Source organism: Streptococcus pneumoniae (assembly GCA_040719455.1).
Lineage (GTDB): Bacteria > Bacillota > Bacilli > Lactobacillales > Streptococcaceae > Streptococcus > Streptococcus pneumoniae_G.
The window spans coordinates 2,144,377-2,171,188 of sequence record JBFDTN010000001.1 but is presented as its reverse complement, the minus strand read 5'-3'; the positions used below and the strand labels follow the sequence as shown (position 1 = coordinate 2,171,188).

The window sequence follows — 26,812 nt, the reverse complement described above, 5'->3', positions numbered from 1 at the left end:
TTCCTCCTAGGACAAATTCTGCAATGGGTCGACTTTGAAGATTGAACGAACAGAGAAGCTCGCACCGATTAGGGCAAAGAAGACCAAGGCAAGGCTGACAGCTCCATAGAAGAACCAGTTGTTCTCAAAAGGAACGGCGCTTGGAAGGGCAATAGAAGACAGGTAGGTAAGCGACAAACCTAGGAGGGTGCCGATGCTTGAAAGCAAGAAGGTCTGTGCCACAACACTAGCTGAAATAAAGCCATTTGACAAGCCCTGAATCTTCATCAAGCCAAAAATCGGTGCCTTCTGCGTAGTCAAGACATAGATGAAAATGGCAATCACAATGGCTGCAATGACCACCAAAAAGCCAATCATAAAGGCAAAGGTCAGGTTTTGTGCTTGGTAGCCTGGCAAATGCTCAATGAAATCCGCCACGGCTAATTTTTCCATATCATCCTCAGGATAGCTTGTCACATCACCACGAACAATGACAGCGCTGATGGAGGTCACATCGTCCTGGCCAGGAATCTTGGTGGTCGTATCCAAGTCCTTAAAATCCATATAGACAGCAGGTGCCACACTAAAGGCTGCATTTTCTGTATAACCGACAATAGTCACAGGCTCATCAAAGACCGATAGATGAACCGTTTCTCCGATTTCAAAGCCTTCTTTTTCTCCAAGGGTTTTATCAATGACTACTTCATGCTCTTTTTCAAATGAACGCCCTTCGACAATATTTGGCTCTAAGAAAGAACCTTTTTCAACCGCAAATACGCTGATTTTTTCCTTGTCATCAGAAGTTGCTTCCTCCTTGACCCAGGCTGCACCTGCCTGCTGCTTGAGAAGAGCCTTTTCATCCGCTCTTACATCATCTGCCAGTTTCATATCCAGATGCGAAGCGCTGATCAATTTATTAGCCTCAGATGAGAGCAAGACATAATCTGCCTGCCATTTATCTACCGCAGTTCGATTCTGCTGCATCAAGCCATAAGCCAAACCTGTCAAGAAAAAGACCAAGTAGGCAATCAATACCAATAAGCCCAAGACCAAACCATAACGGAGCTTGTTCTGGCGCATTTCTTCAATCGCTAAAAACATATATCCTCATTTCTAATTCATCATAATTTTTTGATATAGTTGTTTAGTTTTTATTTAGTACGAGGCAACGAGTCGCAGACATAACTGAGGTTAGGCAAGACGAGTTAACGACGTCATAAATTAAAATTAAATGACTATACCATTCATCCTTAATTTCACCACTATCTCAACCGTCCCCCATAACTCTCTCCCATCTTTTTAATTCTCATGAGAACTATTTTAGTTCTTGTGAGAACAATTTGCAAGAATTTTGCTCAGAATACACAAAAAAAGGCTGAAACTAAGTTTCTAGCCTTTTTTGATTAGTAATCCAATGCATCTGCATTTCCTTTGGCATTTCCAACAAAATAGCCTGTCTTACAGTTAATACTAAATAGATAAGTTCCATCTGGTTTGAAAAGATTATAATAACCATTGCCATTCACAATATTCACACGCTCGATGATATAGTTATCTCCTGTGATATAGCCACGCTCACGCGACGTTTGTAAAATCTTCTCTAAAACTCCTGGATTAAAGACCCAAGCAGGGTTTGTGACATCATCAATCGCCGCTTGGTTGTACGGCACACGACTGAGATTACGTTGCATATTGGCAACAGGTGCTATTGGACTGACTGGAACACCTGCCACTTGCACTTGACTTTGAACGACTTCTGTTTGTGTTGCTGGTGCAGGAGCTGGAGCCGGAGAAGCTTGCGCCGCTGCTTCAGGCGCTACTGTCTCTGTCTGCGGTGCTGGAGTAGCCACTTGCTGACTACGTCCAAGGCTAATCGCTGATTTAATCACCTTGTCCAAATCCGCATTACCAGTATCTTCGTCTTTAAATTGAGCATCACTCTTGGCTTTAGCATTGGTATCTAAAACACCGTCTGTAATTGCTGCGGACTCAAACTGAGAATTAACAGCCTGAACAACAGAAATTTGTTTGACTAAACTGTCATATTTTGCTTTTGCCGCCGTGTACTCAGGTGTATCTTTCAATTTTTCCACAGCTGCCTTTAATTGGTCCAAATTACCAAAACTGCTATTTTTCAAAGCCAATTTATTAGCATCTGTAAAGAATGAATCATATAGGTCGTTAAACTCTTTCAAAGCTGTCTTTTCTTCACTTGATGACGACACTTGAGCTTTCGACGATGAGGTGCTTGACGTAGTAGCAGCTGGCTTAGCTTGCGTTTTATTCAAGGCTAAATAACCAGTCCCACCGATTAAGGCAACGAGTAGCACTCCTACTGCTGAATAAATCACTTTCTTTTGCTTGTAGAAAGGCAATACTGCTACTTCATCATCCTCGTCATCTTCCAAATCATCCATGACTGGAGTTGGTGAGGCTACTTCCTCACGAACCGTTTGGATCATATCTGAAATCGCTGTTGTTTCCACAACTTCCTTGACAGGCACAGTCGGAACAACCTTGGTATCAAATTTTCCAGCTGCAATTTCATCAACGTGTTGTTTGATATACTTGTCCAACACATTGTCCGTAGGATTCACCCCTGCTTCAAACTCTTCATTTTTACGCATGGCTTGTCCAACTGTCATCTCTTTGGCTTTTTCAAAATCCAACGTAGAATCCGTTTGTTTTTTCAAATCTTTTTCGTCCATTTTCCTTATCCTTTCTCTTTTACGTCTTGACGCTTCACGCGCTCCCCAAAGTATTGATACAAATCAACTTTTAGCGTTCCATTATAGAGTTTACGTTTTTTATCTGCTTTTTGCCCATACTTTTCTTCAAATAATTCGTCGCTCGTTAACACAAACTTGCTCCATGTTTTTAGAGGGGCAAAGGTTTGTCCCATTTCTTGATAGAGTTTTGTCACGCCTTCATCATCCAAGAGACGCTCTCCGTACGGTGGATTTGAAATCACGACCCCATTGATTTTGTCTGTTTTCCAATCCTGCAAGCGCATTTGCTTAAAGGATACAAAATCCTCCACACCAGCGGCGCGTGCATTGGCTCTAGCAATCTCAACCATACGTGCATCAATATCTGCACCAGAAATATCTAAGACTACATCACTTTTCTTGCTAGCTTTTGCCTCAGCTCTCAGAGATGACAGAAGTCCTCTATCCACCCAAGGCCATCCTTCAAACGAAAATTCTCGAGACAGCCCTGGCGCTTGGTTCAAGCCAATCATCGCAGCCTCAATACAGAAGGTCCCCGATCCACAAGTCGGATCCATCAAGGGCTTATCAGGATACCAATTAGACAAAAGAAGAATCGCCGCAGCCATATTCTCCTTAATCGGTGCTCCTCCTTTTTCTGTCCGATAACCACGCTTAAAAAGACTCGTTCCCGTCGTATCAATCATAACGGTCGCAACATCTTTTAAGATGGAAACTTCAATCTTAAATTCTGGACCATTTTCCATCAAAGGAATACCTTCTGGGCGTGCATAATACTTTTGCAGTTTTTTAACGACTGCTTTTTTAGAAATAGCCTGCACACTTGGTTCATTATGGAGTTTTGAACGGACACATTTTGCCTTAGCAATCGGAAAACGAGCCCCTAGTGGTAGATATTCTTCCCAATCAAGGGCAAAAACGCCCTGAAAGAGCTCTTCAAAGGTTTTAGCTGGAAAAGTTCCCACTACGATCTTAATTCGATCAGCTGCTCGTAGCCACAAATTTGTCAGAATCATCTCTTTGACACTTCCAAAAAAGCGAACGCGCCCATTTTCGACTTGACAGTCAATTCCTAGATCTCGTATTTCCCGTCCAACGACAGCCTCTAAACCAGCTGCAGCTGTCGCCAGCATTTCAAATCTTTCTTTCATTATTTCCTCAATCGTTCATATATAAAAGGGAGAAAATTTACTTTTCCTTCTCTCCCTTTCTTCTTTTCATAAAAAGGGAAGCTAAGACAAGTCCCAGCCCCCAACCTATGCACAATTTTCTATAAGCCATGTTTTGTTCCAGAAGTGACTAGGTCCTCACTTCCTTCGATAATCATCTGTCTACTGTTTCCAGTCAGAATGCTGTGTTCGTCTTCCACACATTCCATGCCCCGACCAAAGTTTGGGTTGCTAGCTTGAGGGGTTTACCGCGTTCCACTTTTTGCGTTTCCACAAAAACTACGTCACTGTGGCACTTTCAGACTTACTAGAGCCTATCTTTCGACTTAGCCCGTTCAATCGCCGTAACGATTTCTCGTCCCTAGGCTTATGTCTTCGCCTAGCACAAACACTACCGGCATCACAGCCAGTGCTAGCATGGACTTTCCTCATGAGAGATATACTCTCACGCGATTATCCAAAAATTGCACGTTTTTTATTTTATTTTTTAAAATTCGCTATTTAAAATCTGTTTGCCAAAGACTTCTTTTTCCAAACGATTCAAGCGTTTCAAAATGTCAAAGTTCGTCATACTTGTCGTTCCTCCTTGAAGAGGATCAACTGTTGGAACGATCGGACTTGGCGCTGCTTTTGGTTTTTCAGCCAATTCAGCTTTTAAGCGAGCATTTTCTTCACGCAATTCCTTGACCAAGGCAGCATAGGTCTCGTAGTCCTTAATCACATCATCTAAAAACTCATCTACTTCAACCTTATTATACCCTCTTACTCCGACTTTAAAGTCTTGATCAAAAATATCCTTCGCTGTGAAAATAATACTTGCCATTTCTCTCTCCATTCTCGTTCAATACTTCCATTATATAAAAAAACAAGAACAAAAATCAAGGTTAAACTCTTAAATTTCGGAAAAATTTTCTGCAATGTCATTTAGGTCATCAAAAGTTAATTTTTTGATAAAATAATCTGCTTGTTCTTTCATCATGGCGTATAAATATTTCAGATTTGTTTCATGTTCATCATCATAAAAAAGATAGCAACCGTCTGTATTATTGACCAAAAATTGGTTGTATTCGCGAAATTGACTGGGATTTTCATATCTTTTATAAGCATACTTGACAAAATCCACTTGTTTAAACAAGGCTAATTTTACTTGATTGTCTTCATTCCAATTTTCTCCTTGATTTTCAAAGGTAAAAATAGTCGCAATTTGAAACTTATACTCTTTCTGCAAGTTTTTGGCAATCTCCAAGCACCAGACTTCAAAGCCTAGATTTCCTGTAAAAATCAGCCATTTGACTCCCTCTTCTAAAAAACGCTTTAAATCCCTCTCGATTGCTTTTTTGATAATCTTCACCTGCGGACTTTTTTCGTCAAACAAGCCCAAATCAAAGGCACGATAGCCACTAATTAAGATACTAGACATTTATTTCGCCCTTTCTTTTTATTTTGTGGTATAATAGAGTGATATTATTGTACCAATAAGGAGTGCTATGGTCAACTATCCGCACAAGATTCGTCCTCAGAAAAGCCATGTGTCTTCCCCAAAAAAGACCGTTGACTTTGCCAATCGTGGGATGTCTTTTGAAAAAATGATAAACGAAACCAATCAATACTATCTGAGCAGAGGGCTTGCAGTGATTCACAAAAAGCCGACACCTGTGCAGATCGTTCGAGTGGATTATCCTAAGCGTAGTCGGGCTAAGATTGTCGAAGCTTACTTTCGTCAAGCCTCTACGACTGACTATTCGGGAGTTTATCAAGGACACTACATTGACTTTGAAGCAAAAGAGACGAGACAAAAAAACTCCATGCCTATGAAAAATTTTCATGCGCACCAAATCGAGCATATGGAGCAAGTTTTATCTCAAAAAGGGATTTGTTTCGTTCTGCTCCATTTTTCAAGTTTGAAAGAAACCTATCTCTTGCCTGCTTCTTATTTGATAACATTTTTCAAGATTGACCAAGGAGGAAAATCCATGCCCCTAAGCTACATCAAGGAACACGGCTATGCCATTAGCCTTGCCGCTTTTCCAAGCATTCCTTATCTTGAAGTCATAAAAGAACATTTACTAGGTGGTAAACATGATGAATAAACAATCGATACTCACAGCTGTGAAGTTCGCCATTTCTGGCTTACTAGGCTTATTTGTGATTGGAGTGGTTGCTGGCGGACTTCTCTTCTTCTACTATTCGCTTAAGGCTCCTGCCTTATCGGAAAGCAAGTTAGTTGCCACGACATCCAGTAAGATTTATGATAGTGACAATCAGTTGATTGCCGATTTAGGCGCTGAAAAGCGAGTAAACATCGCAACTGGTGATATTCCGACTGATCTTGTTCATGCCGTCGTGGCGATTGAAGACCATCGTTTCTTTGATCACCGTGGATTAGATTCTGTGCGGATTTTTGGCTCCCTCATTAACAACCTGAAAAAAGGTGGTTTACAAGGGGGATCAACCCTCACCCAGCAGTTGATTAAATTGACCTACTTCTCGACTTCGACAGCTGATCAGACCATCTCTCGGAAAGCTCAAGAAGCATGGCTAGCCATGCAATTAGAGCGTAAAGCAACCAAGCAAGAGATCTTGACCTACTACATCAACAAGGTCTATATGTCAAACGGAAACTACGGGATGCAAACAGCCGCTCAGGCTTACTACAATAAAGACCTCAAAGATCTTAGTCTTCCGCAGCTAGCCCTTCTTGCCGGCATGCCCCAAGCTCCAAACCAATACGATCCTTACACCCAACCAGAAGCGGCTCAAACTCGTCGTAACCTTGTCTTGTCTGAGATGTATGAACTCAAATATATTACAGCAGAACAATACGAACAGGCTATTAACACACCTGTAACAGACGGTCTCCAGCCTCTACAAACCTCAACATCTTACCCAGCTTATATGGATAATTACCTCAAAGAAGTGATTAACCAAGTGGAAGAAGAAACAGGTTACAACCTCCTCACGACTGGTATGGAAGTCTATACCAACGTCAATCGTGAGGCACAAGAACATCTCTGGAACATTTACAATAGCTATGATTATGTAGCTTATCCTGATGATGAAATGCAGGTAGCATCAACCGTTATTGATGTTACAAACGGAAAAGTCATCGCTCAATTAGGTGCCCGCAATCAATCAACCAATGTTTCTTTCGGTACAAACCAAGCCGTAGAAACCAACCGTGACTTTGGATCAACCATGAAACCAATCACAGATTACGCACCAGCCTTAGAACATGAAGTCTATGGCTCAACAGCTGCGTATATAAACGACGGTCCATATAACTACCCAGGCACTTCTACTCCAGTCTATAACTGGGATCACCGCTACTTTGGCAACATCACACTTCAATATGCCATCCAAGAGTCAAGGAACGTCCCAGCTGTGAAAACTCTGGAAGAAGTCGGACTTAAAAAATCTCTGAAATTCCTCAACAAATTAGGAATTGACTACCCAGATATGCTCTATGCTAACGCTATCTCAAGTAATACGACGGAATCTAGTCGTAAATATGGTGCAAGCAGTGAGAAAATGGCTGCTGCCTATGCAGCCTTTGCAAATGGTGGTACTTACTACAAGCCACAGTATGTTCACAAGATTGTCTTTAGTGATGGAACTTCTAAAGAATTTGCCGATCCTGGAACTCGTGCGATGAAAGAAACAACTGCTTATATGATGACAGATATGCTAAAAACTGTTCTCTACTCTGGAACAGGAACAAGCGCTAGCATCCCAGGTGTTTTCCAAGCAGGAAAAACAGGAACATCCAACTATTCTGACGATGAAATCTCAAAACTGACTAAAGATTACAGATTATCGGCTATCGTAGCACCTGATGAATCCTTTGTCGGCTACACTCCACAATATTCAATGGCTGTGTGGACTGGTTACTCTAACCGCCTTACACCAGTAATGGACAATGGATTACGCGTCGCAACAGATGTTTATCGTGCTATGATGAGCTATCTAACAGCAGGTGGAAACACCGATTGGGAAATGCCTTCCGGTCTTTACCGTAGTGGTTCTTATGTATTTCTCAATAATGCAAAAGCCAATAATTACGGCTACACATCCTACTCTAGCTACTCGCAAGAAGCTGAAGCAAGTAGCTCAGAGGAAATCACTAATTCATCGACCTCTAGCTCATCTGAAAAAACAGAAGAATCAAAAACAAGTTCAACAACTGAAAAAACAGAAGAGTCAAAGACAAGCGCTACATCAGCTGATAGTAAAGAAGCAGACACAACTACTTCAACGAGTCAAGTAACCGTACGCCCACGTCAAGGCGATGAAGAATAAACATCAAAAGGAAGTCGAATATGGCCCTGCCCCCATAAAGTGAGACCAAAGAAAAACACTCCATGAATTCTACTATAATAGAATTAGGAGTGTTTTCTTATGGTCAAAAAAGCATATTCACTAGACATAAAACTAGCTTGTATCGAAATGAAAAAAGCAGGTAAATCCAACAAGGTTATCATGGAAACCCTAGGGATAAAGAATGATAGTCAAATTTACACATGGTGGAAATGGTATCAAAACAATGAACTTCACCGCTTCTACCAACCTGTCGGAAAACAATATACTTACGGTAAAGGGATGACAGAATTATCTGAGGTTGAACAATTAAGATTAGAGGTAAAGCTGCTAAAAAAGTATCGCAGCTTGATAAGGAAATCGATAAAATAGCCCTTATCAAGCTTGTAGAAGACTATAAAGCTGACTATCCAATCCCGATGATTTTGGCTTGTTTTGGTGTGGCAAGATCCACCTACTATCGCTGGAAATCTGAGCCAGCAACGGTAAAAACGATGGATGATGTCACTGAGAAGATTGAGATATTATGCCTTGAAAATGGCTATATTTATGGTTATCGAACCATTACACGGCTTTTAAAAAGCAGATATGGTTTGACAGTGAATCACAAAAAGGTTTATCGTATCATGAAACAAAATGGTTGGCTTTGCCGTGTCAAAACAAAGAAGGTCCCAAAACTTGGCAAACCTTACTATGTCACTGAAAATAAGCTCAGTAGGGACTTCCAAGCCAAACAACCCCTTCAAAGATTGGTAACAGACATCACCTATCTCTATTTCGGAAACTGTAAACTTTATCTCTCGTCCATTATGGATTTGTATAACCGAGAGATTGTAGCTTATACAATTTCAGATAGTCAGGACACAGACTTTGTTTTAGATACGTTAAATCAGTTGGATTTACCGAAAGGAACACTCTTACATAGTGACCAAGGTTCAGTCTATACCTCTAAAGCTTATTATCAGACATGCACAGAAAAAGGCATTATCCGCTCCATGTCCCGAAAAGGAACACCCGCAGATAACGCCTGTATTGAATGGTTTCATTCCGTCCTAAAGTCTGAAACCTTCTATCTCCATAACTGGAGAAACCTAACTAAAGATAGTATAACAGATATTGTCAAAAATTACATCATATTTTATAATGAAACGAGAATTCAACGGAAATTAAAAGACCTATCCCCTATAGAATATAGGAAACAGGTCTCAAAATAGTGTTTTTCTTAGGTCTCATTATTGGGGTGCAGTGCCCAGTCCACTGGACTGTTTTACTCTTCGAACTGGCTATTATACAAGTTTGCGTAGAAGCCGTTTTGGTTCATAAGAGCGTCGTGGTTGCCCTGCTCGATGATATTGCCGTCTTTCATGACGAGAATGAGGTCGGCGTTACGAATTGTGGATAAGCGGTGGGCAATGACAAAGGAAGTGCGTCCTTCCATGAGCTTGTCCATGGCTTTTTGAATCAGTTCTTCCGTCCGTGTATCGACAGAGCTGGTCGCCTCATCAAGAATGAGGAGCGGTGAATCTTTCAAGAGTGCACGGGCAATGGTCAGCAATTGCTTTTGCCCGACAGACAAGGTCACGGTATCATCCAACATGGTATCATAGCCTTTTGGCAGGGTCATGATAAAGTGATGGACTCCAACGGCTTTGGCAGCCTGAATAACCGCCTCATCTGAAATATTTTTCTGATTATAAATCAGATTTTCCTTAATCGTTCCTTCAAAGAGCCAGGTATCCTGCAAGACCATACTGAAGGCATCATGAACCTCAGAACGTTTCATGGCCTTGGTATCAACACCATCAATCAAAATCCGTCCGTGGTTGATCTCATAGAATTTCATTAAGAGATTGACAATGGTTGTCTTTCCTGCGCCAGTAGGACCTACAATGGCAATCTTTTGCCCTGCCTTCGCTGTTGCGGAGAAGTCATGGATAATGGTCTTATCAGGCGAATACCCAAAGGATACATGTTCAAAACTCACATCTCCCTTGACAGCAGATAACTGCTGCGGTTTAGCACTATCTTCTTCCATTTCTTTTTCGCCCAAGAACTCAAAGACACGCCCCATAGCTGCGCTAGCAGATTGCAAAACGGTCAAGCCCTGTGCAATCTGAGAGAGGGGTTGTGAAAAGATACGCACATAGACCATAAAAGCCACAATGGTTCCCATGGTCGCATTCCCATTTAAGGTCAAAGCAGCCCCTGTCACGACCACCATAACATAGCCAAAGTTTCCGATAAACATCATCATGGGCATCATAATCCCAGAAATAAACTGCGATTTCCACATGCTACCGTAAAGCGCTTGATTGAGCTGTCCAAACTGCTCTTTTACTTCACGACCTGCATGGTAACTCATCACCACTTGGTGACCAGAATACATCTCTTCGACATAGCCATTGACCTTCGCCAGATTAGCCTGCTGGCTCTTGAAAAATCCTCTAGCACGCCCCATGATAATGCCGACAAAGACAAAACCGAACAAGACAGAGCCGATTGCCACAAAGGACAAGGTCACATTGGTTTTAAACATCATGATGAGCGCTGCAACCAAGAGAATGCTAGATGAAAGAACCGTGCCTAAACTTTGGTTGAGGGATTGGCTAGCTGTATCAACATCATTGGTCACGCGAGAAAGCGTATCGCCTTGTGAATGGCTATCAAAATAGCCTAGAGGAAGTTTGTTAATCTTTTCTGCAATGGCTGTCCGCAAGCGTTTTGAAAAATGCTGCACAATCGTTGAAATCGTAAAGGCTTGCGCATAGTTGACCACCGCACCAATTCCATAAAGGATGGCTAGGGTCATAGCAATTTCAGAGACCTTATCGGTATCAATTCCTGTCATCAAGCCCTGGGTAATCAAGTCTGTAATCTCGCTGAGTTTATCAGGACCAACCACCGTGATGATGCTTGAGACAATGGCTCCAATCACCGCAATGACAAAAGGAACTTGGAAACCTTTGATATAGGGCTTCATCTGGCTAAATAAAGTTGATTTTTTATTGTCCATTTTCCAATTCCTCCTTCGATAATTGTGAGTAAGCAATTTCTTGATAGACTTCATTGCTTGCTAGTAATTCTTTATGAGTTCCCTGACCGACCACTTTTCCGTTATCAAGAACCAAGATTTGATCTGCATCCATAATGGTTGAAATCCGCTGCGCAACAATCAACTTGGTCATACCAGCAGTACGCTTACTAAGTTCCTCCCGAAGAGTACGATCCGTCCGATAATCAAGGGCTGAGAAGGAATCGTCAAAAATCAGGATTTCAGGCTTACGAGCAAGGGCACGCGCAATCGCTAGGCGCTGACGCTGACCACCTGAGAAGTTGCTTCCAGACTGGGCAACGTGAGAAGACAAACCGTCTTCTTTTTCCTCGACAAAACTCTTCGCTTGTGCCAAATCCAAGGCTTCCCAAATGGCTTCATCTGTAAGTGGACTTTCCTTACTTTCCCCAAAGTCAATATTGCTACGAATATCACCTGAGAATAAAACTGCTTTTTGCGGAATATAGCCGACCTTGGCATGCAAATCCGCTTCGCTATAATCTCTCACATCAACACCATCTAGCAAGATTTGTCCCTCGCTCACATCGTAAAAACGGGGAATCAAGTTGACCAAGGTGGATTTACCAGAACCCGTTGAGCCGATAAAAGCGACTGTATCTCCTGCTTTTGCGGTAAAATGAATGTGTTCAACGACAGCTTCTGATGTATCCGAATAACGGAAGGTCACATCATCAAAGACAATTTGAGGTGCATTTTCTTTTTCTGCTTGTGACACTCGAGGTGACGTGATCGAAGAAGTCAAATCTAAAACTTCATTGATTCGCTTGCTTGAGACCAAGACACGAGGCAAAATGATAAACAAGGCACTCATCATCATGAATCCCATAACCACCTGCATGGCATAGGACATAAAGACCACCATATCACTAAAAATAGGCAGTTTATCAGTCAAATCAGCCTCGTTGATGAGAAAGGCCCCAATCCAATAAATAGCTAAGCTCAAACCACTTGAGATAGTCATCATGACAGGCTGCATCAGCGCCATCATCCGACTGACGAAGAGGTTAATCCCTGTTAATTCTTGATTTGCTCTGGCAAATTTATCATCTTGATAATCTTCCGCATTGTAGGCACGTACGACACGAATCCCTGTCAAACTCTCACGAGTTACACTATTTAATTTATCCGTTAATTTTTGGACCAATGTTTGTTTCGGAAAGGCTAAAGTCACAAGTGAAATCATCATGACAAGGTTAATCAAGACAGCTACAATCACCGCCCAGAGCCAATAATCAGACTTGCCGACAATCTTGCTAAGCGCCCAAACTGCCATAATCGGTCCACGAGTCGCTACTTGTAAGCCCATGGTAAACAGGAGCTGAATTTGAGTCAAATCATTGGTTGTTCTCGTCAACAAACTAGGGATACTGAAGCGTTTAACTTCCGCATCTGAATAATCTAAGACACGGTGGAAAATATCTTTGCGCAATCGAGTCGTAAAGCTAGCTGCTAGGCGCGATGCCATAAAACCAACCATGACAGATGCCGCAAAGCTGGCTAATGACAAGCCTAACATTTTAAGACCAGGCGACCAGAGGTCTGAGGTAGTCGTATCTGGTAATTGCAAGAGCTTCGTGATTTCAGACATGTAGCTAGGCACTTCTAACTCCAGCCAAACCGTCAAACAGACAAAGGCAATGCTCGTTAGAATCATCAACCACTCTTTGCTAGTTAACCGTTTCAATAGTTTATTCATTCTTTCTCCTTTTGTTCAATTCGCTCCAGATTTTGGTAAAGCTCTTGGACCACTTTTGAAAAAACAGCCAGATCTTCCTCTCTAATTCCTACCAGCAGTTGCTTACGCAATTCGCTCCAAAAATCACTCATTTTCTGACTTTTTTCCTTGGCATCATCTGACATCCGAACGATTTTCTTACGCTTATCGACTTTGGACGGCTCAACGACGATAAAGCCATTCTTTTCCATCCGTTTGATGAGATTACTTGCCACAGATTTAGAAATCTTGAGATGTTGCTCAATATCCTTGATAAAAATTTCCTGATCTTGGTGCTTAGCAAGATAGTGTAAAACATGCCCTTGCGGTCCGCCTAGCAATTCCATATCGGAGTTTCTTGCCACTGAATGAACTGCTGAACCCATTTTATGCGCCAAGCGCTTGAATTCTTGAAGTGGATCTGTTGTCATCTTCTCTTCCCTTCTGATTTCGTTATCATGGGAACTATTCTATCATTTTCTGAAAATATGTCAAGAAAAAAGTTTTCATGAGAACGATTTCTCAGATATCCTTATTCCATGCTGGTTTAGTACGCGGAAGCGAGTCGCAGGCAGAACGTAGGTTATCTGAGGATTATGTTATAATCCTTGTTTCCAACCACCAACGATCTCCCAGACTGTTGGAACAAGACGAATAAATGACGTAATAAATGATTATAAAAAATGAGGTTGGGAGAATATTCCCTAACCTCGTTACATTTTATCTGCTTTGTAAAACAGTGATACATCAACAGGATTAAAAAATAGCAAAAACTACGAAATCACGATTTGGTTCCACATCTAAATCTTCAGATTAAAATTCCTTCTAAATGGTCCAACTCATGCTGACAGATCTGAGCTGGCAAGTCTGTCAGCTTGATTTCTTGCTTCTGAAAGTTGAGGTCGCAATAAGCAACCACGATTTCTTGATAGCGAGTCGTTGCTCTTGTACCTACTAAAGATAAGCACCCTTTTTCTCCTTGATAACTGGATTAAACAAGACCAAGGGAAACATCCCTAAACGAATGATAATCGCTCGTTTTTGAGCACCAATCATATTGGCTGCTAGCCCTAAGCAAGTTTCCTTATGGGCTTCTAAAGTATCTATTAAATCCTTCGCTAAAGGCAAATCCTCTAATCCAGCTTCTCTTGAGACTTGCTGCAAAAAGAAGGGATCTTTTACAATGGTTTGAATCATCCTAACTCCTTTCTCCATTAGAGAAAACTCGCATGAAAGTCAGACCTTCACACGAGAGTTTCCCTATTTTTTAGCTACTACCTTGTCTGCTACTTCTTTAGCAAGGACAAAGTTTCCAAGTGTCGCAGAACCATTTCCTGCAACGGCTGGAGTTACGATATATTCTTGCACATCTGGCACTGGCAGATAGCCTTTTAAGAGAGATGTAAATTTCTCACGAACACGATTTAGCATGTGCTCCTGTGCCATGACACCTCCACCAAAGACAATCACATCAGGACGGAAAGTCACTGTTGCCTGAATAGCAGCTTGTGCAATATAATAGGCCTGAATATCCCAAACAGAGCTATTTAACTCAATATTTTCTCCACGAACACCGGTTCTGGCCTCTAAGCTAGGACCTGCTGCTAGCCCTTCCAAACAACCGTTGTGGAACGGACAAACACCATTAAACTCTTTTTCCACATCCATTGGATGCTTAGCGACATAATAATGCCCCATTTCTGGATGCCCAACTCCACCGACAAATGTACCACGCTGAATAGCACCCGCTCCAATTCCTGTTCCAATCGTGTAATAGACCAGATTTTCCACACGAGAACCTTTGCGCTTTCTTGCAATGACTTCGCCATAAGCAGAGCTATTCACATCTGTTGTAAAATAAATCGGCACATTCAAAGCCTTACGCAAAGCTCCTACAATATCCACATTCGACCAATGTGGCTTTGGCGTTGTTGTAATATAACCATAGGTTTTAGAATTGGGATCAATATCAATCGGTCCAAATGAACCTACCGCAAGCCCTGCTAAATTGTCAAAACGTGAGAAAAACTCAATCGTCTTATCCAAGGTTTCGTAGGGTGTTGTGGTTGGAAATTGCGTTTTCTCGACCAATTCAAAATTTTCATCACCAACGGCACAAACAAACTTTGTCCCCCCAGCTTCTAAACTTCCATATAATTTTGTCATGATTTTCCTCTTTAGTTCTTTTTTTCTATTATAGCATAGATGAGAAGTAGGCTACAAGCCTTCTGGCATATCCTACTATAATAAAGAAAGGAGTGGGCATAGCCCATCTCACTTCTTTCATCTATTATTTTTTCACTTCGATGATCGCATCACCCTTAGCGACAGTGCCGTTTGCAACTGGTGTTACAGAAGCATAGTCTGCTGTGTTGGTTACAATAACCATCGTTGTATCGTCAAGACCTGCTGCAGCGATTTTCGCAGAATCAAAAGTTCCAAGCACATCACCAGCTTTGACTTTAGCACCTTGTGCTACTTTTTGATCAAATCCTTCACCATTCATAGAAACAGTATCGATTCCGACGTGGATCAAGATTTCAGCACCGTTAGCTGTTTTCAAACCATAAGCATGACCTGTTTGGAAAGCGATAGTCACTTCTGCATCTGCTGGTGCATAGACAACACCTTCAGTTGGTTTTACAGCAATCCCTTTCCCCATAGCACCACTTGAGAAGACTGGATCATTCACATTTTCAAGTGCTACTGTTTCACCAATAATTGGTGTTTGAATCATTTCATCTGCAAGAATACCTGTTGTTGCTTCTTCAACCAAGCTTGCAGTTTCTTTTTCTTCAGACTTTTTTACAGGAGATGGCTCCTCATCTTCAAATCCAAACATGTATGTAAGTGTGAATCCTGCTACAAATGATACGGCAACCATCAAGATATAAGAAAGGAGTTGTCCGTTCAAGTAAAGAAGAGTACCTGGGATAATAGTAATTCCAAATCCAGTACCTGCAAGACCAAGGATAGAGGCTACTGCACCACCGATAGCACCTGCAATCAATGAAAGGAAGAATGGTTTACGGAAACGTAGGTTAACCCCAAAGATAGCCGGCTCTGTAATTCCCAAGAAAGCTGCAAGAGCTGCTGGGAAAGCAAGAGCTTTCAATTTTGCATTTTTAGTTTTCACACCAACTGCCACTGTTGCAGCACCTTGTGCTGTCATGGCTGCAGTGATGATAGCGTTAAATGGATTTGCATGTGTTTGTGCAATCAATTGAGATTCCAACAAGTTGAAGATATGGTGAACACCAGATACCACGATAACTTGGTGAACTCCACCAATCAAGAGACCTGGAAGACCAAATGGCAAAGCAAGAAGAGCATTTGTTGCTGCAAGAATGTAATTTTCAACCACGTGGAAGACTGGACCAATCACAAACAAGCCAAGAATAGACATGACAAAGAGTGTCACAAATGGCGTTACCAAGAGGTCAAGCACTTCTGGCACATACTTACGAACAAGTTTCTCAAACTTCGCACCAACAATACCGATGATGAAGGCTGGAAGAACTGAACCTTGCAAACCAACGACTGGAATAAAGCCAAAGAAGGTTGTTGGAGTTACATCGCCACCTGAAGCTACTGCCCAAGCATTTGGAAGTGAGCCTGAGATGAGCATCATTCCAAGAACGATACCAATGGTTTGGTTTCCACCAAATACGCGGAAGGTTGACCAAACGACAAGAGCTGGAAGCACGATGAAGGCTGTGTCTGTCAAGATTTGAGAATAAACATTCAAATCTTCAGGAAGCGTAATCCCTAAAGCTCCAAGCAAGCCACGGAAGCCCATAAACAAACCAGTCGCAACAATCGCTGGAATGATTGGCACAAAGACGTCACCAAAGGTACGAATCGCACGTTGGAAGGCATTTCCTTGTTTTGCTGCTTCAGCTTTCATTTCATCTTTTGATGAGGTTGGCAAACCAAGCGCTACTACTTCATCATAGATACGGTTAACAGTCCCTGTACCAAAAATGATTTGGTACTGACCTGAGTTGAAGAAAGCACCTTGTACTTTTTCAATGTTTTCGACAGCTTCTTTGTCGATTTTTTGCTCGTCTTTGACCATCACACGTAGACGAGTCGCACAGTGAGCAACACTGTTGACATTTTCACGTCCACCTAAGGCTTCAATGACGGCTTTTGCAATGTCCTTGTTTTCCATTTGGAAATCTCCTTTTTCTATATTTTTTGAAAATTTTATGAAAGCGATTTTATCGCTTCTACAAGTATTATTTTAACAGGATTTTAAAATATGTCAAGCGTTTTGCAGAAATTTTATTTTTTTCGATAAAAAAGTTGATTTTTTAGGGTGAAACGTTTACTATATAAGAGAGAATAACAATCAAAAGGAGACACTACTGTGACTTGGACGACTGAAAAACGCTATCGTCGCTACGAATACTGGTCAGAAGAAGAATGCCAGCAAATCAAAGAAAACATTGCCCAATCTCCATGGAGAGCTAGCTACCATGTGGAGCCTGAGACAGGGCTCTTAAACGATCCAAATGGCTTTTCTTACTTTAATGGTAAATGGGTCGTCTTCTACCAAAACTTTCCTTTCGGAGCCGCTCACGGCTTAAAATCATGGGTACAGTTAGAAAGTGATGACCTTGTCCACTTCACCCCAACGGGCGTCAAGGTTCTACCGGATACCGCTCTTGACAGCCACGGAGCCTACTCAGGCTCTGCTATGGCATTTGGAGACGAGCTCTTTCTCTTCTACACGGGAAATGTACGCGATGAAAACTGGACTCGCCATCCTTACCAAATCGGAGCTTTGCTTGACAAAGCAGGCAATCTGAAAAAGATTGATAAAGTCTTAATTGAGCAACCCCAAGAAGCGACTGATCATTTCCGAGACCCACAAATCTTTCAATTTAAAGGACAATACTACGCCATCGTAGGTGGACAAAATCAAGAGAAAAAAGGCTACATCAAGCTCTACAAAGCAGTGAACAACGACTATACCAACTGGGAAGTCGTAGGAGATTTAGACTTTGACAATGACAATACCGCCTATATGATGGAATGTCCAAATCTCGTCTTTATCAATGACCAGCCAATTCTCCTATATTGCCCTCAAGGACTGTCCAAAGAAGTCTGCGATTATGACAATATTTATCCAAACATGTATAAGATAGGTCAAGCGTTTGACACACAATCTGCCACCATGGTCAACCCAAGTCCGCTTCTTAATCTTGACTACGGATTTGAATGCTATGCGACACAAGCCTTTAACGCACCCGATGGCAGAGCTCTAGCAGTCAGCTGGTTGGGACTTCCAGATGTTACATACCCGTCCGATCGCTTTGACCATCAAGGAACTTTCTCCCTCGTTAAGGAATTAACCTTAAAAGATGGAAAACTCTACCAGTACCCTATCGCAGCGATTACTAACTTGCGCAGTAGGAAAGAGGTATTTACAAACAAAGCTGAGACCAATAACACCTACGAGCTAGAGCTCAACATCCCTGCCATGAGTCAGACAGAAATTGTTCTATTTGCAGATCAAGACGGAAAAGGCTTAAAACTCCTATTTGACACAGAAAATGGGGTAGTAACGGTTGATCGTAGTGAAGCTGGAGAGCCCTATGCCCTAGACTTTGGCACAAAACGCTCCTGCCCTATTGACAAACAGCCTGTAAATGTTAATATATTTATTGATAAGTCTATCTTTGAATTATTCATCAATAAAGGAGAAAAAGTATTTTCTGGTCGCATCTTCCCACATAAGACACAAACAGGAATCCTGCTAAAAGAGGGCAATCCGACTGGATATTACTACGAATTAGAGTATGGTAGCAAAACTAACTGATGTTGCAGAGCTAGCAGGGGTCAGCCCGACAACTGTTTCTCGTGTCATCAATAAAAAGGGCTATTTGTCCGAAAAAACAATCCAAAAAGTCAAGGAAGCCATGCGAGAATTGGGCTACAAACCCAACAATCTCGCTCGTGGCTTACAGGGAAAATCTGCCAAGCTCATCGGGCTTATCTTTCCCAATATTCGCCACGTCTTTTATGCAGAATTGATCGACAAGCTGGAGCATGAACTCTTCAAGCATGGCTACAAAACCATTATCTGCAATAGTGAACATGATTCCACGAAAGAGCGCGAGTATATTGAGATGTTAGAAGCCAATCAAGTCGATGGCATCATCTCTGGTAGTCACAATCTAGGAATTTCCGATTATGACAGGGTCACAGCACCGATTATTTCTTTTGATAGAAATCTATCGCCCACAATCCCTGTCGTATCCTCAGATAACTATTTAGGCGGTGTACTAGCAGCCGAGACTCTCGCCAAGTCTGGCGCAAAAAAAATCGCCATGATTACTGGAAATGATAATTCTAACTCGCCAACAGGGCTTCGCCATGCCGGCTTTGCCTCTGTCTTGCCAAATGCTCCCATCATCAACATCTCAAGCGATTTCTCCCCTATTCGCAAAGAAATGGAAATCAAGACTATCTTGACGCAGGAAAAACCTGATGCCATTTTTGCATCAGACGACTTGACAGCCATTCTCGTCATGAAAGTCGCTCAAGAGCTGGATATTGCGATTCCCAAAGATCTAAAAGTCATCGGCTACGATGGAACTTATTTCATCGAAACCTACTATCCGCAGCTGGCAACCATCAAGCAACCTCTAAAAGATATCGCTTGCCTACTCGTTGATTTGCTCTTGCAAAAAATCGAAGGCAAAGAAGTCGCAACTCGAGGATACTTCCTCCCCGTCAGTCTCTTGCCTGGAAAAAGCATTTAGCTCTATACTCTAAGAGGTCTGAACGACTAAGTTCAGATCTTTTCTATTTGCTTCATTGATAGAATCCTTTCATTTTGTTTTAGAATCGCAGGCAGAATTTAGGTTAAGTAGAAGTCAATCAGAACTTTACATTGAATTTCAAAAATAGCAGATTCTCCGACTCTTTCAAACAAGAGGTATTTTTGATGGATGAGTATAAGATTACTTTCACAGTCGTGAAATTATTCGCAACAGTTACGCTGTTACAAATAACGGAAATTTTGAGATTTTTAGCTCAAAATTTAGCAATGAAACTCCGAAGGAGGTTACTTGCATCCTCACTTAAGAAAGTAACAAAAATGCTAATTTTAATTTTTGTATAGTATTAACGACGTCATACATGAAAACAACTATAAAAATAACCACCCTTGATGGGTGATTATTTTTATAGTTCTTGTTTGTATTTGGCAATTTCTGCCTTGTTTCCCCAGACAAAGTGCCCTGGACGGATTTCTACCATTTCAGGCTTATCTGTCGTGTAATCATGCTGATTAGGGTCATAGACCTTAAGCACTTTCTTGCGTTCCAAGATAGGATCCGGAATCGGCACTGCTGAGAGAAGAGATTGTGTATATGGGTGGATTGGATTGTTAAAGAGCTCTTCTGTTTCAGCTACTTCTACAATCACCCCTTTATAGATAACCGCAATACGGTCAGAAATAAAGCGGACCACAGACAAATCATGGGCAATAAAGAGATAAGTCAAGCCTAGTTCTTTTTGGAATTTCTTTAGCAAATTCAGAACTTGGGCACGCACAGACACATCCAGAGCCGAAATCGGCTCATCCGCAATGACAAAGTCAGGCTTCATCACCAAGGCACGAGCAATCCCGATCCGTTGACGTTGACCACCTGAAAATTCATGTGGATAACGTGTCAAATGCTCTGCCAACAACCCAACTTCCGTGATGATTTCCTTAACTTTCGCTTGGCGGTCTTCCTCATCTTTAAAGAGGTTAAAGTTATATAAACCTTCTGAGATGATGTAATCAATCGTCGCCCGTTCATTCAAACTCGCTGCTGGGTCTTGGAAAATCATTTGGATTTTCCGAATCAACTCTGCTGCTTCTTCCTTGGACTTCTTGCCGTTGATTTTCTTACCTTCGTAGAGAATATCTCCACCGCTGGTATCATTCAATCCGATAATCGCACGACCAATCGTTGTCTTACCAGAACCAGACTCTCCTACAAGCGAGAAAGTTTCTCCTTTATTGATGAAGAAATTTGCATTTTTAACCGCTACAAACTTCTTACTTCCTTCACCGAAGGAAATTTCTAAATCTTTAACTTCTACTAATTTTTCAGTCATTTCCTTCCTCCTAGGACTCAATATGGGCAAAGCCAACTTTTGAGCGAATCTTATCATGCAAATCTTCGATTACAGATGGTTTGTGAACTTTTGGTGCATCCTCATGGAGCAACCAAGTCTTCGCCCAGTGTGTATCTGACACTTGAAATGCTGGCGGATGTTCTTCAAAATCAATCTGCATCGCATAGTCTGAACGAAGGGCAAAAGCATCACCTTTTACAGGGGTGTAAAGCGATGGTGGTGTTCCAGGGATAGAGTATAGCTCCCCTTTTTCATCTGCCAACTGTGGAAGACTAGAAAGCAGACTCCAAGTGTACGGATGACGAGGATCGTAGAAGATTTCTTCTACCGTACCATATTCTACAACTTCACCTGCATACATCACGGCTACCTTATCTGCAATACTAGCTACCACACCAAGGTCATGCGTGATAAAGATAGTTGTGAAATGATATTCCTGCTGCAAGGATTTCAAAAGGTCAATAATCTGCGCTTGAATGGTCACATCAAGAGCCGTTGTCGGCTCATCACAGATCAAAATATCTGGACGGCAGGCAAGGGCAATCGCGATAACAATCCGTTGACGCATCCCACCTGAATATTGGAAAGGATATTCTTCAAAACGTTTTGCAGCTTCAGGAATCCCAACTTTTTCCATATAGTCAATCGCCAATTCCTTAGCTTCTTTCGGATTTTTACCTTGGTGCTTGACAATGACTTCAACAATCTGGCTACCAATGGTTTTGATAGGATCCAAACTCGTCATTGGATCTTGGAAAATCGTCGCAATCTTGCTTCCACGAATATGTCCCCAGTCCTTATGCGTTTTAAGAGCTGTTAAGTCTTGCCCACGGTAGTCAATGCTACCACTTGCCACACGACCATTGTCTTCGAGCATTCCTGTAAAGGTTTTTGTCAATACAGACTTCCCAGACCCTGACTCACCTACAAGGGCTAAGACTTCGCCCTCAATCAAGTCAAGGGAGACACCGCGAATAGCGGTCAACACTCTGTCACGAACGTCAAATTCCACGACAATATCGCGAGCAGTCAATATTACATTTTTTGAATTTGTCATATTTACTCCTATCTATGTGTACGTGGATCACTAGCATCCGCTAAGTTTTGCCCAACGATGAAAAGGGAAAGGGAAACCAAAATCAAGGTCGTCAATGGAATCCAGAACAAATACGCATTGGTTGTCACGTTTTGTGAGTAGTCTGAAATCAAACGTCCAAGACTTGGCACTGTTACTGGCAAGCCCAATCCAAAGAAGGATAGGAAAGCCTCATAAGAGATGAAACTTGGCAACATTTGAGAAGTCACTGTCACAATGACAGAAATCAACTGTGGCAAGATATTTTTCATGACAATTTTTGTGGTCGGAGTTCCCAAGGTTTGACTGGCAAGGTTGTACTCCAAGTCACGGTAACGAAGGATTTGCACCCGAATCGAGTAAGCAATCCCAATCCAGCTCGTCACTGTCATCGCAAAAATCAAGTTCCAGAATCCTGCTCCGATAGAGTAGGTCAAGACGATGATAATCAAGAGAGATGGAATATTAGAGAGGACATTATAAACCTCAAGCATGATACGGTCGATTGATTTTGAAACTCCCCAAATACCACCAACAATAACTCCAACTACCATGTTGATGACCGTTGCGATAATGGAAATCAAAATCGAATTTCTCGCTCCAAACCAAACCCCATCAAACAAGGATTTACCGTTGCTGTCTGTTCCAAACCAATATTGTCCATTTGGTTTGATATAGCGGGCACTAAAGTCATTGACCTTGCTGACATCATTGTAATCAAAGTCTGAGAAAATCGGATAGACAAAGCTAATCACCACAATGGTCAGCAAAATTCCCAACATCAGAATGGTTGATTTTTTCTTCATAAATTGACGCATCACCGATTTCCAGTAAGAATAGGCTGGTGCATCAATGGTTTCAGAGGCAAAATCATCTCGTTTGACGAACGCAAACTTACTTTTATCAATCGTAGCCATTATTTACCTCCTTTAGATGTTAATTTAATACGTGGGTCAATCACAACCATGAGCAAATCACCCAACAACAAGGAGAAGATAGCTATTGTTGTAAAGATAAACACCAATCCAACGACCATTGAGTTGTTGGCAGCTTTAACGGAGTCAATAAGCATTTTACCCATACCAGGATAGGCAAAGACAGTCTCTGTCAGAGTCGCTCCTCCGATGACACCGATGATAGCTCCTGGGATACCATTCACGACAGGAACCATCGCATTTTTAAAGATATGTTTATTAGAAATTTCACGCTCAGACAAGCCTTTTGCCCGTGCAAAGCGGACAAAGTCTTGCGATTGAAGGTCAATCATGTAACGACGAATCCAGATGGTTGTACCAGGAACATAGAGCAAACCTAAAATCAAAGATGGCAAGGCGTATGACTTCCAATTTCCTGCTCCCAAGATAGGGAAGGAGTCTGGCATACCTACTTTTGAACCAATCAAGCGAACAATATAAACCAAAGCAATGGTTGGAAGTGCCATTAAGAAGGTCAAAAATCCAGTTGACATACTGTCAAACCATGTATTTTTGAAACGAGCCATGTAAGATCCAAGTGGAATCGCAACAATATAGGATAAAGTAAGACCAATCAATCCTGCAATAGCAGAGCTGACAATCATAGAAGGATATTGGTAGTTGCTCTCCGTTGCTGTATAAGGATCATCTCCGTAGTTAGCTACCTCACGAGAGTCTGCTTGACTTGGGGATTTATAGGTCCGTGAGTAGATATTAACAGAAGAGGTTTTCTTCCCTGTTGGGAATTGAACTTCTGACGCCTTTGTTTGCCCTTGCCCTTGTGTAATGACTTGCAAGACAGGGATATTTGCATAGGTTGGATAAGAATTTCCAAGATTGAGCGTCACAAAATTTTGATGAATGTATGGGAATTTGTTATTCACATAGAGCAAATATTTATGACGAGTTCCAGAGCCAACCACAGACCAGCCAATCGCTGGGTCATTTTCCAAACGTATATACCGTTTAAGATCAGGATTTGAAGCATCTTGAATAACATTTGGATGATCAATTTGTACCAAGTTTGCATAGAAATCTAACACACGCTCAAGCGGTGGTACTTCACGCGTCGCATAAAATTGCTTGCTTTCTTTGAATTGCCCCAATTTCCAACCGTTACCGATTTTTTTGATGTAATCTTCATACATTTTTTTGTTTTCATCGGTTCCATCCACTGTTACAGATGGGAAATCCTTGCTAGCTTTTTCTTGCAATTCCTTGGTATCATAATAATCAATATAGCCCATCCGCTCATAAATGGTATTTTCATAGTTATCCCGTTTATCATCGGTTGTCGCTATTTTATTATAATTCGGGTCTTGCTTAAAAATTAACTTCCTAGGAACCAATGTATAAATAATGGTATAGGTCAGTGCCGTGACTAAGACAATCGACACGATCGAGCGTAAAATACGCATAAAAATATATTTTTTCATAGATCATTTCCTTCAATTTCAAAAGAACTTCCTCGGGTTAGGAGAAAGTTCCAGTGAACGCTTTATTCTACGTGACTTTCAAGGTCTTTTTGTGCTTTAGCATTTGACTCAGCTTTTTCTTTGAGCCATTTCTCACGCGCTTCGTCGTATTCTTTCTTCGTAACGACACCGCCATTTGGCTGTCTGTACTTGAAGTAATCAGTTGAGTTCGCTTTGTTACCAGTCTCACCATAAGCACCAGAGAATGGTTTCAATCGAGATAGTTGTGGAGCTCCACCTGGCGCACCTTGATATGGAATGACAAGTGAGCTATCTGTCAACCACGCTTGAGCTGCTGCATATTTTTCGTAACGTTTCGCAACGTCTTGTGTTTCAGCATTTGCTTCATCCAGTAATTTATCAAATTCTTGAAGTCCAACTTGTTTTGCAGCTGCATTATCTGCACCTTCAAATCCTAGGTAAGTCTTGGTATGCTCTGCCTCTGTACTTCTAAAGATTTCAAGATAAGTAGATGGGTCTGCATAGTCTGGATTCCAACCAACTGCTGTTGACAAGTCCCAGTCCTCGGCTGCTGCATTTGCAGCATAGTAAGTGATGTTGTGCAACTCATCTTGTGACATTTGTTGGATGTCAATCACGACATTTTCTGCGCCCAAAGTTTTTTCAATCGTTTGTTTCAAAGATTGAACGGAAAGCACTGCATTCTTACTTGTTTCTGCAACTGGAATATCCAAGTGGATTGGGAATTTCACGCCTTCTGCTTCAAGGGCTGCTTTAGCTTTGGCAAATTCAGCTTTCGCTTTTTCTGGATTGTAAAGAGTATTCTTAGAATCCGCTAATTTAACATCTTTCCACTCATCGCCATAGCTTGCCACTTTTTCTTCAACGACATCACCAAAGGTTTTCTCACCGATTTGAACGAAGTTTGAAGGTACAAAGATGTTACGAACAGCAAGTTCTGCTCCTTCTTCGCCATTGACTTGAGCGATATAAGATTTACGGTCAAAGGCAAAGTTAAGGGCTTGACGGAAGTCTTTATTGAGCAAAGCTTTCTTGGTTGACATCTTTTCTTCATCTGTTGTCTTAGATGAGTGGTTGTAGCTTTGACGGTCAATATTGACACTCATACCATAGCTTCCAGCTGCCACAGATGTGTAGTAGATATTATCCTTAAACTTCTCAGCTACATTAGCATAGTTTGAGCTATTTGGGAAGAGACGGGCAACTGTGAAGTTTCCATCTGCGAAACCACGTCCCAAGGTATCCACATCTTGACCATCATAGTAAGTCAATTTTACATTGTCAAAGTGGACATTATCTTTATCCCAATAGTTTTCATTTTTAGCATATTCAACGGATGATTTTGAAACAAGTGCTTTCAACAAGAACGGGCCATTATAGAGAATCGAGCTAGGATCTGTTGCTTGTCCGAATTTATCACCCTTTGATTTTACAAATTCTTCATTAAGCGGATAGAGAGTCGCAGACGTTGTTTTTGAATTCCAGTAAGGTTCTGGCTGGTTCAAAGTATATTGAACAGTGTAGTCATCAAGTGCCTTCACACCAACTGTCTCAAAGTCTTTTGACTTCCCTGTTACATAGTCATCAAGTCCTTTGATAGAGCTTTGAATCAAAACAAGACCTTCGGCTTTTCCATCAGCAGCATGTTTCAAGCCTGTCACAAAGTCTTTAGCCGTTACTTCTGCGTATTCTTCACCTTCTGATGTGTACCATTTGACACCTTTACGAAGTTTGTAAGTGTAAGTCAAGCCATCTTTAGAGACTTTCCAATCTTCGGCAAGAGATGGAATTAAGTTGCCATATTGGTCATTTTCCAAAAGTCCATCAACGGTGCTAGCTACCAAATCATGAGTAGAAGCTTTTCCTGAAACAATATAATCCAAGGTCTCAGGATCTGTCGTATATACATACGAATACGTGCTGCTATCACCCTTTGAAGAGTCAGAGCCGCCTGAGCAAGCTGCCAAGAAACCAACGCTGAGCAAGCTTACGCCTGCTAATGCTAATAATTTGCTTTTATCCATAGCAATTCTCCATTTACTGTTATATTGTTTTCATTGTACCATAAATAAACCTTAAAGTCCAATAAATTTTCTGAATATTTTTTTGATTGAAACCCCTTACTTGCCTATTTTAGAGAGTGATAGCTGTTTCCTTTTGATTTAGTAGGAAGCAACGAGTAGCAA

General features: G+C 41.5%; 20 protein-coding genes, 1 other RNA gene and 1 pseudogene. 5 read left to right on the top strand and 17 right to left on the bottom strand.

Annotation, left to right across the window (positions count from 1 at the left end; translation table 11 throughout):
• Positions 1 to 6: 6 nt before the first annotated feature.
• From AB1I63_10490 to AB1I63_10465, 6 genes are all read right to left on the bottom strand, one after another.
• Entirely contained in the window at positions 7 to 1,080 is a 1,074-nt protein-coding gene (locus tag AB1I63_10490; protein ID MEW4355251.1) for an ABC transporter permease, read from the bottom strand.
• A gap of 302 nt (positions 1,081 to 1,382) precedes the next feature.
• Entirely contained in the window at positions 1,383 to 2,687 is a 1,305-nt protein-coding gene (locus AB1I63_10485; GenBank protein MEW4355250.1) for a cell division site-positioning protein MapZ family protein, read from the bottom strand.
• Between the two features lie 5 nt (positions 2,688 to 2,692).
• Complete coding sequence (locus tag AB1I63_10480) at positions 2,693 to 3,859, bottom strand: class I SAM-dependent RNA methyltransferase (GenBank protein MEW4355249.1); 1,167 nt, start codon at positions 3,857 to 3,859, stop codon at positions 2,693 to 2,695.
• 117 nt (positions 3,860 to 3,976) lie between these two features.
• An RNA gene (rnpB, locus tag AB1I63_10475) (RNase P RNA component class B) lies at positions 3,977 to 4,342 on the bottom strand.
• 22 nt (positions 4,343 to 4,364) lie between these two features.
• Entirely contained in the window at positions 4,365 to 4,700 is a 336-nt protein-coding gene (gene gpsB, locus AB1I63_10470) for a cell division regulator GpsB (GenBank protein MEW4355248.1), read from the bottom strand.
• Positions 4,701 to 4,769: 69 nt separating this feature from the next.
• Positions 4,770 to 5,297: a DUF1273 domain-containing protein gene (locus AB1I63_10465; GenBank protein ID MEW4355247.1), complete on the bottom strand. Its 528-nt coding sequence runs from the start codon at positions 5,295 to 5,297 to the stop codon at positions 4,770 to 4,772.
• A gap of 67 nt (positions 5,298 to 5,364) precedes the next feature.
• On the opposite strand from AB1I63_10465, the gene recU reads away from it, so the two are divergent.
• The 3 genes from recU (at position 5,365) to AB1I63_10450 (ending at position 9,405) form a co-directional block, all read left to right on the top strand.
• Positions 5,365 to 5,967 carry a Holliday junction resolvase RecU gene (recU, locus tag AB1I63_10460; protein ID MEW4355246.1) on the top strand — a complete coding sequence of 201 codons (603 nt, stop codon included), beginning with the start codon at positions 5,365 to 5,367 and terminating at the stop codon, positions 5,965 to 5,967.
• Positions 5,960 to 8,173 (top strand): penicillin-binding protein PBP1A, encoded by a 2,214-nt coding sequence (gene pbp1a / locus AB1I63_10455; GenBank protein MEW4355245.1) that lies wholly within the window; start codon positions 5,960 to 5,962, stop codon positions 8,171 to 8,173. The genes recU and pbp1a overlap by 8 nt, the downstream gene beginning before the upstream one ends.
• A gap of 99 nt (positions 8,174 to 8,272) precedes the next feature.
• A protein-coding gene (locus AB1I63_10450) for an IS3 family transposase (GenBank protein MEW4355244.1) occupies positions 8,273 to 9,405 on the top strand; the annotation gives its coding sequence in 2 pieces (ribosomal slippage) (positions 8,273 to 8,543 and positions 8,543 to 9,405; 1,134 coding nt in all).
• Positions 9,406 to 9,458: 53 nt separating this feature from the next.
• Here AB1I63_10450 and AB1I63_10445 read toward each other — a convergent pair.
• From AB1I63_10445 to AB1I63_10420, 6 genes and pseudogenes are all read right to left on the bottom strand, one after another.
• On the bottom strand, positions 9,459 to 11,204 hold the full coding sequence (locus tag AB1I63_10445; GenBank protein MEW4355243.1) for an ABC transporter ATP-binding protein: 1,746 nt from the start codon (positions 11,202 to 11,204) through the stop codon (positions 9,459 to 9,461).
• Positions 11,194 to 12,960 (bottom strand): ABC transporter ATP-binding protein, encoded by a 1,767-nt coding sequence (locus AB1I63_10440; protein ID MEW4355242.1) that lies wholly within the window; start codon positions 12,958 to 12,960, stop codon positions 11,194 to 11,196. The genes AB1I63_10445 and AB1I63_10440 overlap by 11 nt, the downstream gene beginning before the upstream one ends.
• Entirely contained in the window at positions 12,957 to 13,409 is a 453-nt protein-coding gene (locus AB1I63_10435) for a MarR family winged helix-turn-helix transcriptional regulator (GenBank protein ID MEW4355241.1), read from the bottom strand. The genes AB1I63_10440 and AB1I63_10435 overlap by 4 nt, the downstream gene beginning before the upstream one ends.
• A gap of 377 nt (positions 13,410 to 13,786) precedes the next feature.
• Positions 13,787 to 14,175, bottom strand: a pseudogene (locus AB1I63_10430) (peptide deformylase).
• A gap of 63 nt (positions 14,176 to 14,238) precedes the next feature.
• Positions 14,239 to 15,144 carry a fructokinase ScrK gene (scrK, locus tag AB1I63_10425; protein MEW4355240.1) on the bottom strand — a complete coding sequence of 302 codons (906 nt, stop codon included), beginning with the start codon at positions 15,142 to 15,144 and terminating at the stop codon, positions 14,239 to 14,241.
• Positions 15,145 to 15,268: 124 nt separating this feature from the next.
• Complete coding sequence (locus AB1I63_10420; GenBank protein MEW4355239.1) at positions 15,269 to 17,152, bottom strand: sucrose-specific PTS transporter subunit IIBC; 1,884 nt, start codon at positions 17,150 to 17,152, stop codon at positions 15,269 to 15,271.
• Positions 17,153 to 17,350: 198 nt separating this feature from the next.
• Between AB1I63_10420 and AB1I63_10415 the strand changes: the two genes are divergently transcribed.
• The gene (locus AB1I63_10415; GenBank protein MEW4355238.1) at positions 17,351 to 18,805 is read left to right on the top strand and encodes a sucrose-6-phosphate hydrolase; all 1,455 of its coding nucleotides are present in this window, start codon (positions 17,351 to 17,353) and stop codon (positions 18,803 to 18,805) included.
• The gene (locus tag AB1I63_10410) at positions 18,786 to 19,751 is read left to right on the top strand and encodes a LacI family DNA-binding transcriptional regulator (GenBank protein ID MEW4355237.1); all 966 of its coding nucleotides are present in this window, start codon (positions 18,786 to 18,788) and stop codon (positions 19,749 to 19,751) included. The genes AB1I63_10415 and AB1I63_10410 overlap by 20 nt, the downstream gene beginning before the upstream one ends.
• Before the next feature lie 424 nt (positions 19,752 to 20,175).
• Here AB1I63_10410 and AB1I63_10405 read toward each other — a convergent pair whose 3' ends face one another.
• From AB1I63_10405 to AB1I63_10385, 5 genes are all read right to left on the bottom strand, one after another.
• Positions 20,176 to 21,099 (bottom strand): ATP-binding cassette domain-containing protein, encoded by a 924-nt coding sequence (locus AB1I63_10405; GenBank protein MEW4355236.1) that lies wholly within the window; start codon positions 21,097 to 21,099, stop codon positions 20,176 to 20,178.
• Between the two features lie 10 nt (positions 21,100 to 21,109).
• Positions 21,110 to 22,177 carry an ABC transporter ATP-binding protein gene (locus tag AB1I63_10400; protein ID MEW4355235.1) on the bottom strand — a complete coding sequence of 356 codons (1,068 nt, stop codon included), beginning with the start codon at positions 22,175 to 22,177 and terminating at the stop codon, positions 21,110 to 21,112.
• A gap of 8 nt (positions 22,178 to 22,185) precedes the next feature.
• Positions 22,186 to 23,112: an oligopeptide ABC transporter permease OppC gene (gene oppC / locus AB1I63_10395; GenBank protein ID MEW4355234.1), complete on the bottom strand. Its 927-nt coding sequence runs from the start codon at positions 23,110 to 23,112 to the stop codon at positions 22,186 to 22,188.
• Positions 23,112 to 24,605, bottom strand: coding sequence for an ABC transporter permease (locus AB1I63_10390; GenBank protein ID MEW4355233.1), 1,494 nt, complete (start codon positions 24,603 to 24,605; stop codon positions 23,112 to 23,114). The genes oppC and AB1I63_10390 overlap by 1 nt, the downstream gene beginning before the upstream one ends.
• A gap of 62 nt (positions 24,606 to 24,667) precedes the next feature.
• A complete protein-coding gene (locus tag AB1I63_10385; GenBank protein MEW4355232.1) occupies positions 24,668 to 26,650 on the bottom strand; it encodes a peptide ABC transporter substrate-binding protein in 1,983 nt (660 codons plus the stop codon).
• Positions 26,651 to 26,812 lie beyond the last annotated feature (162 nt).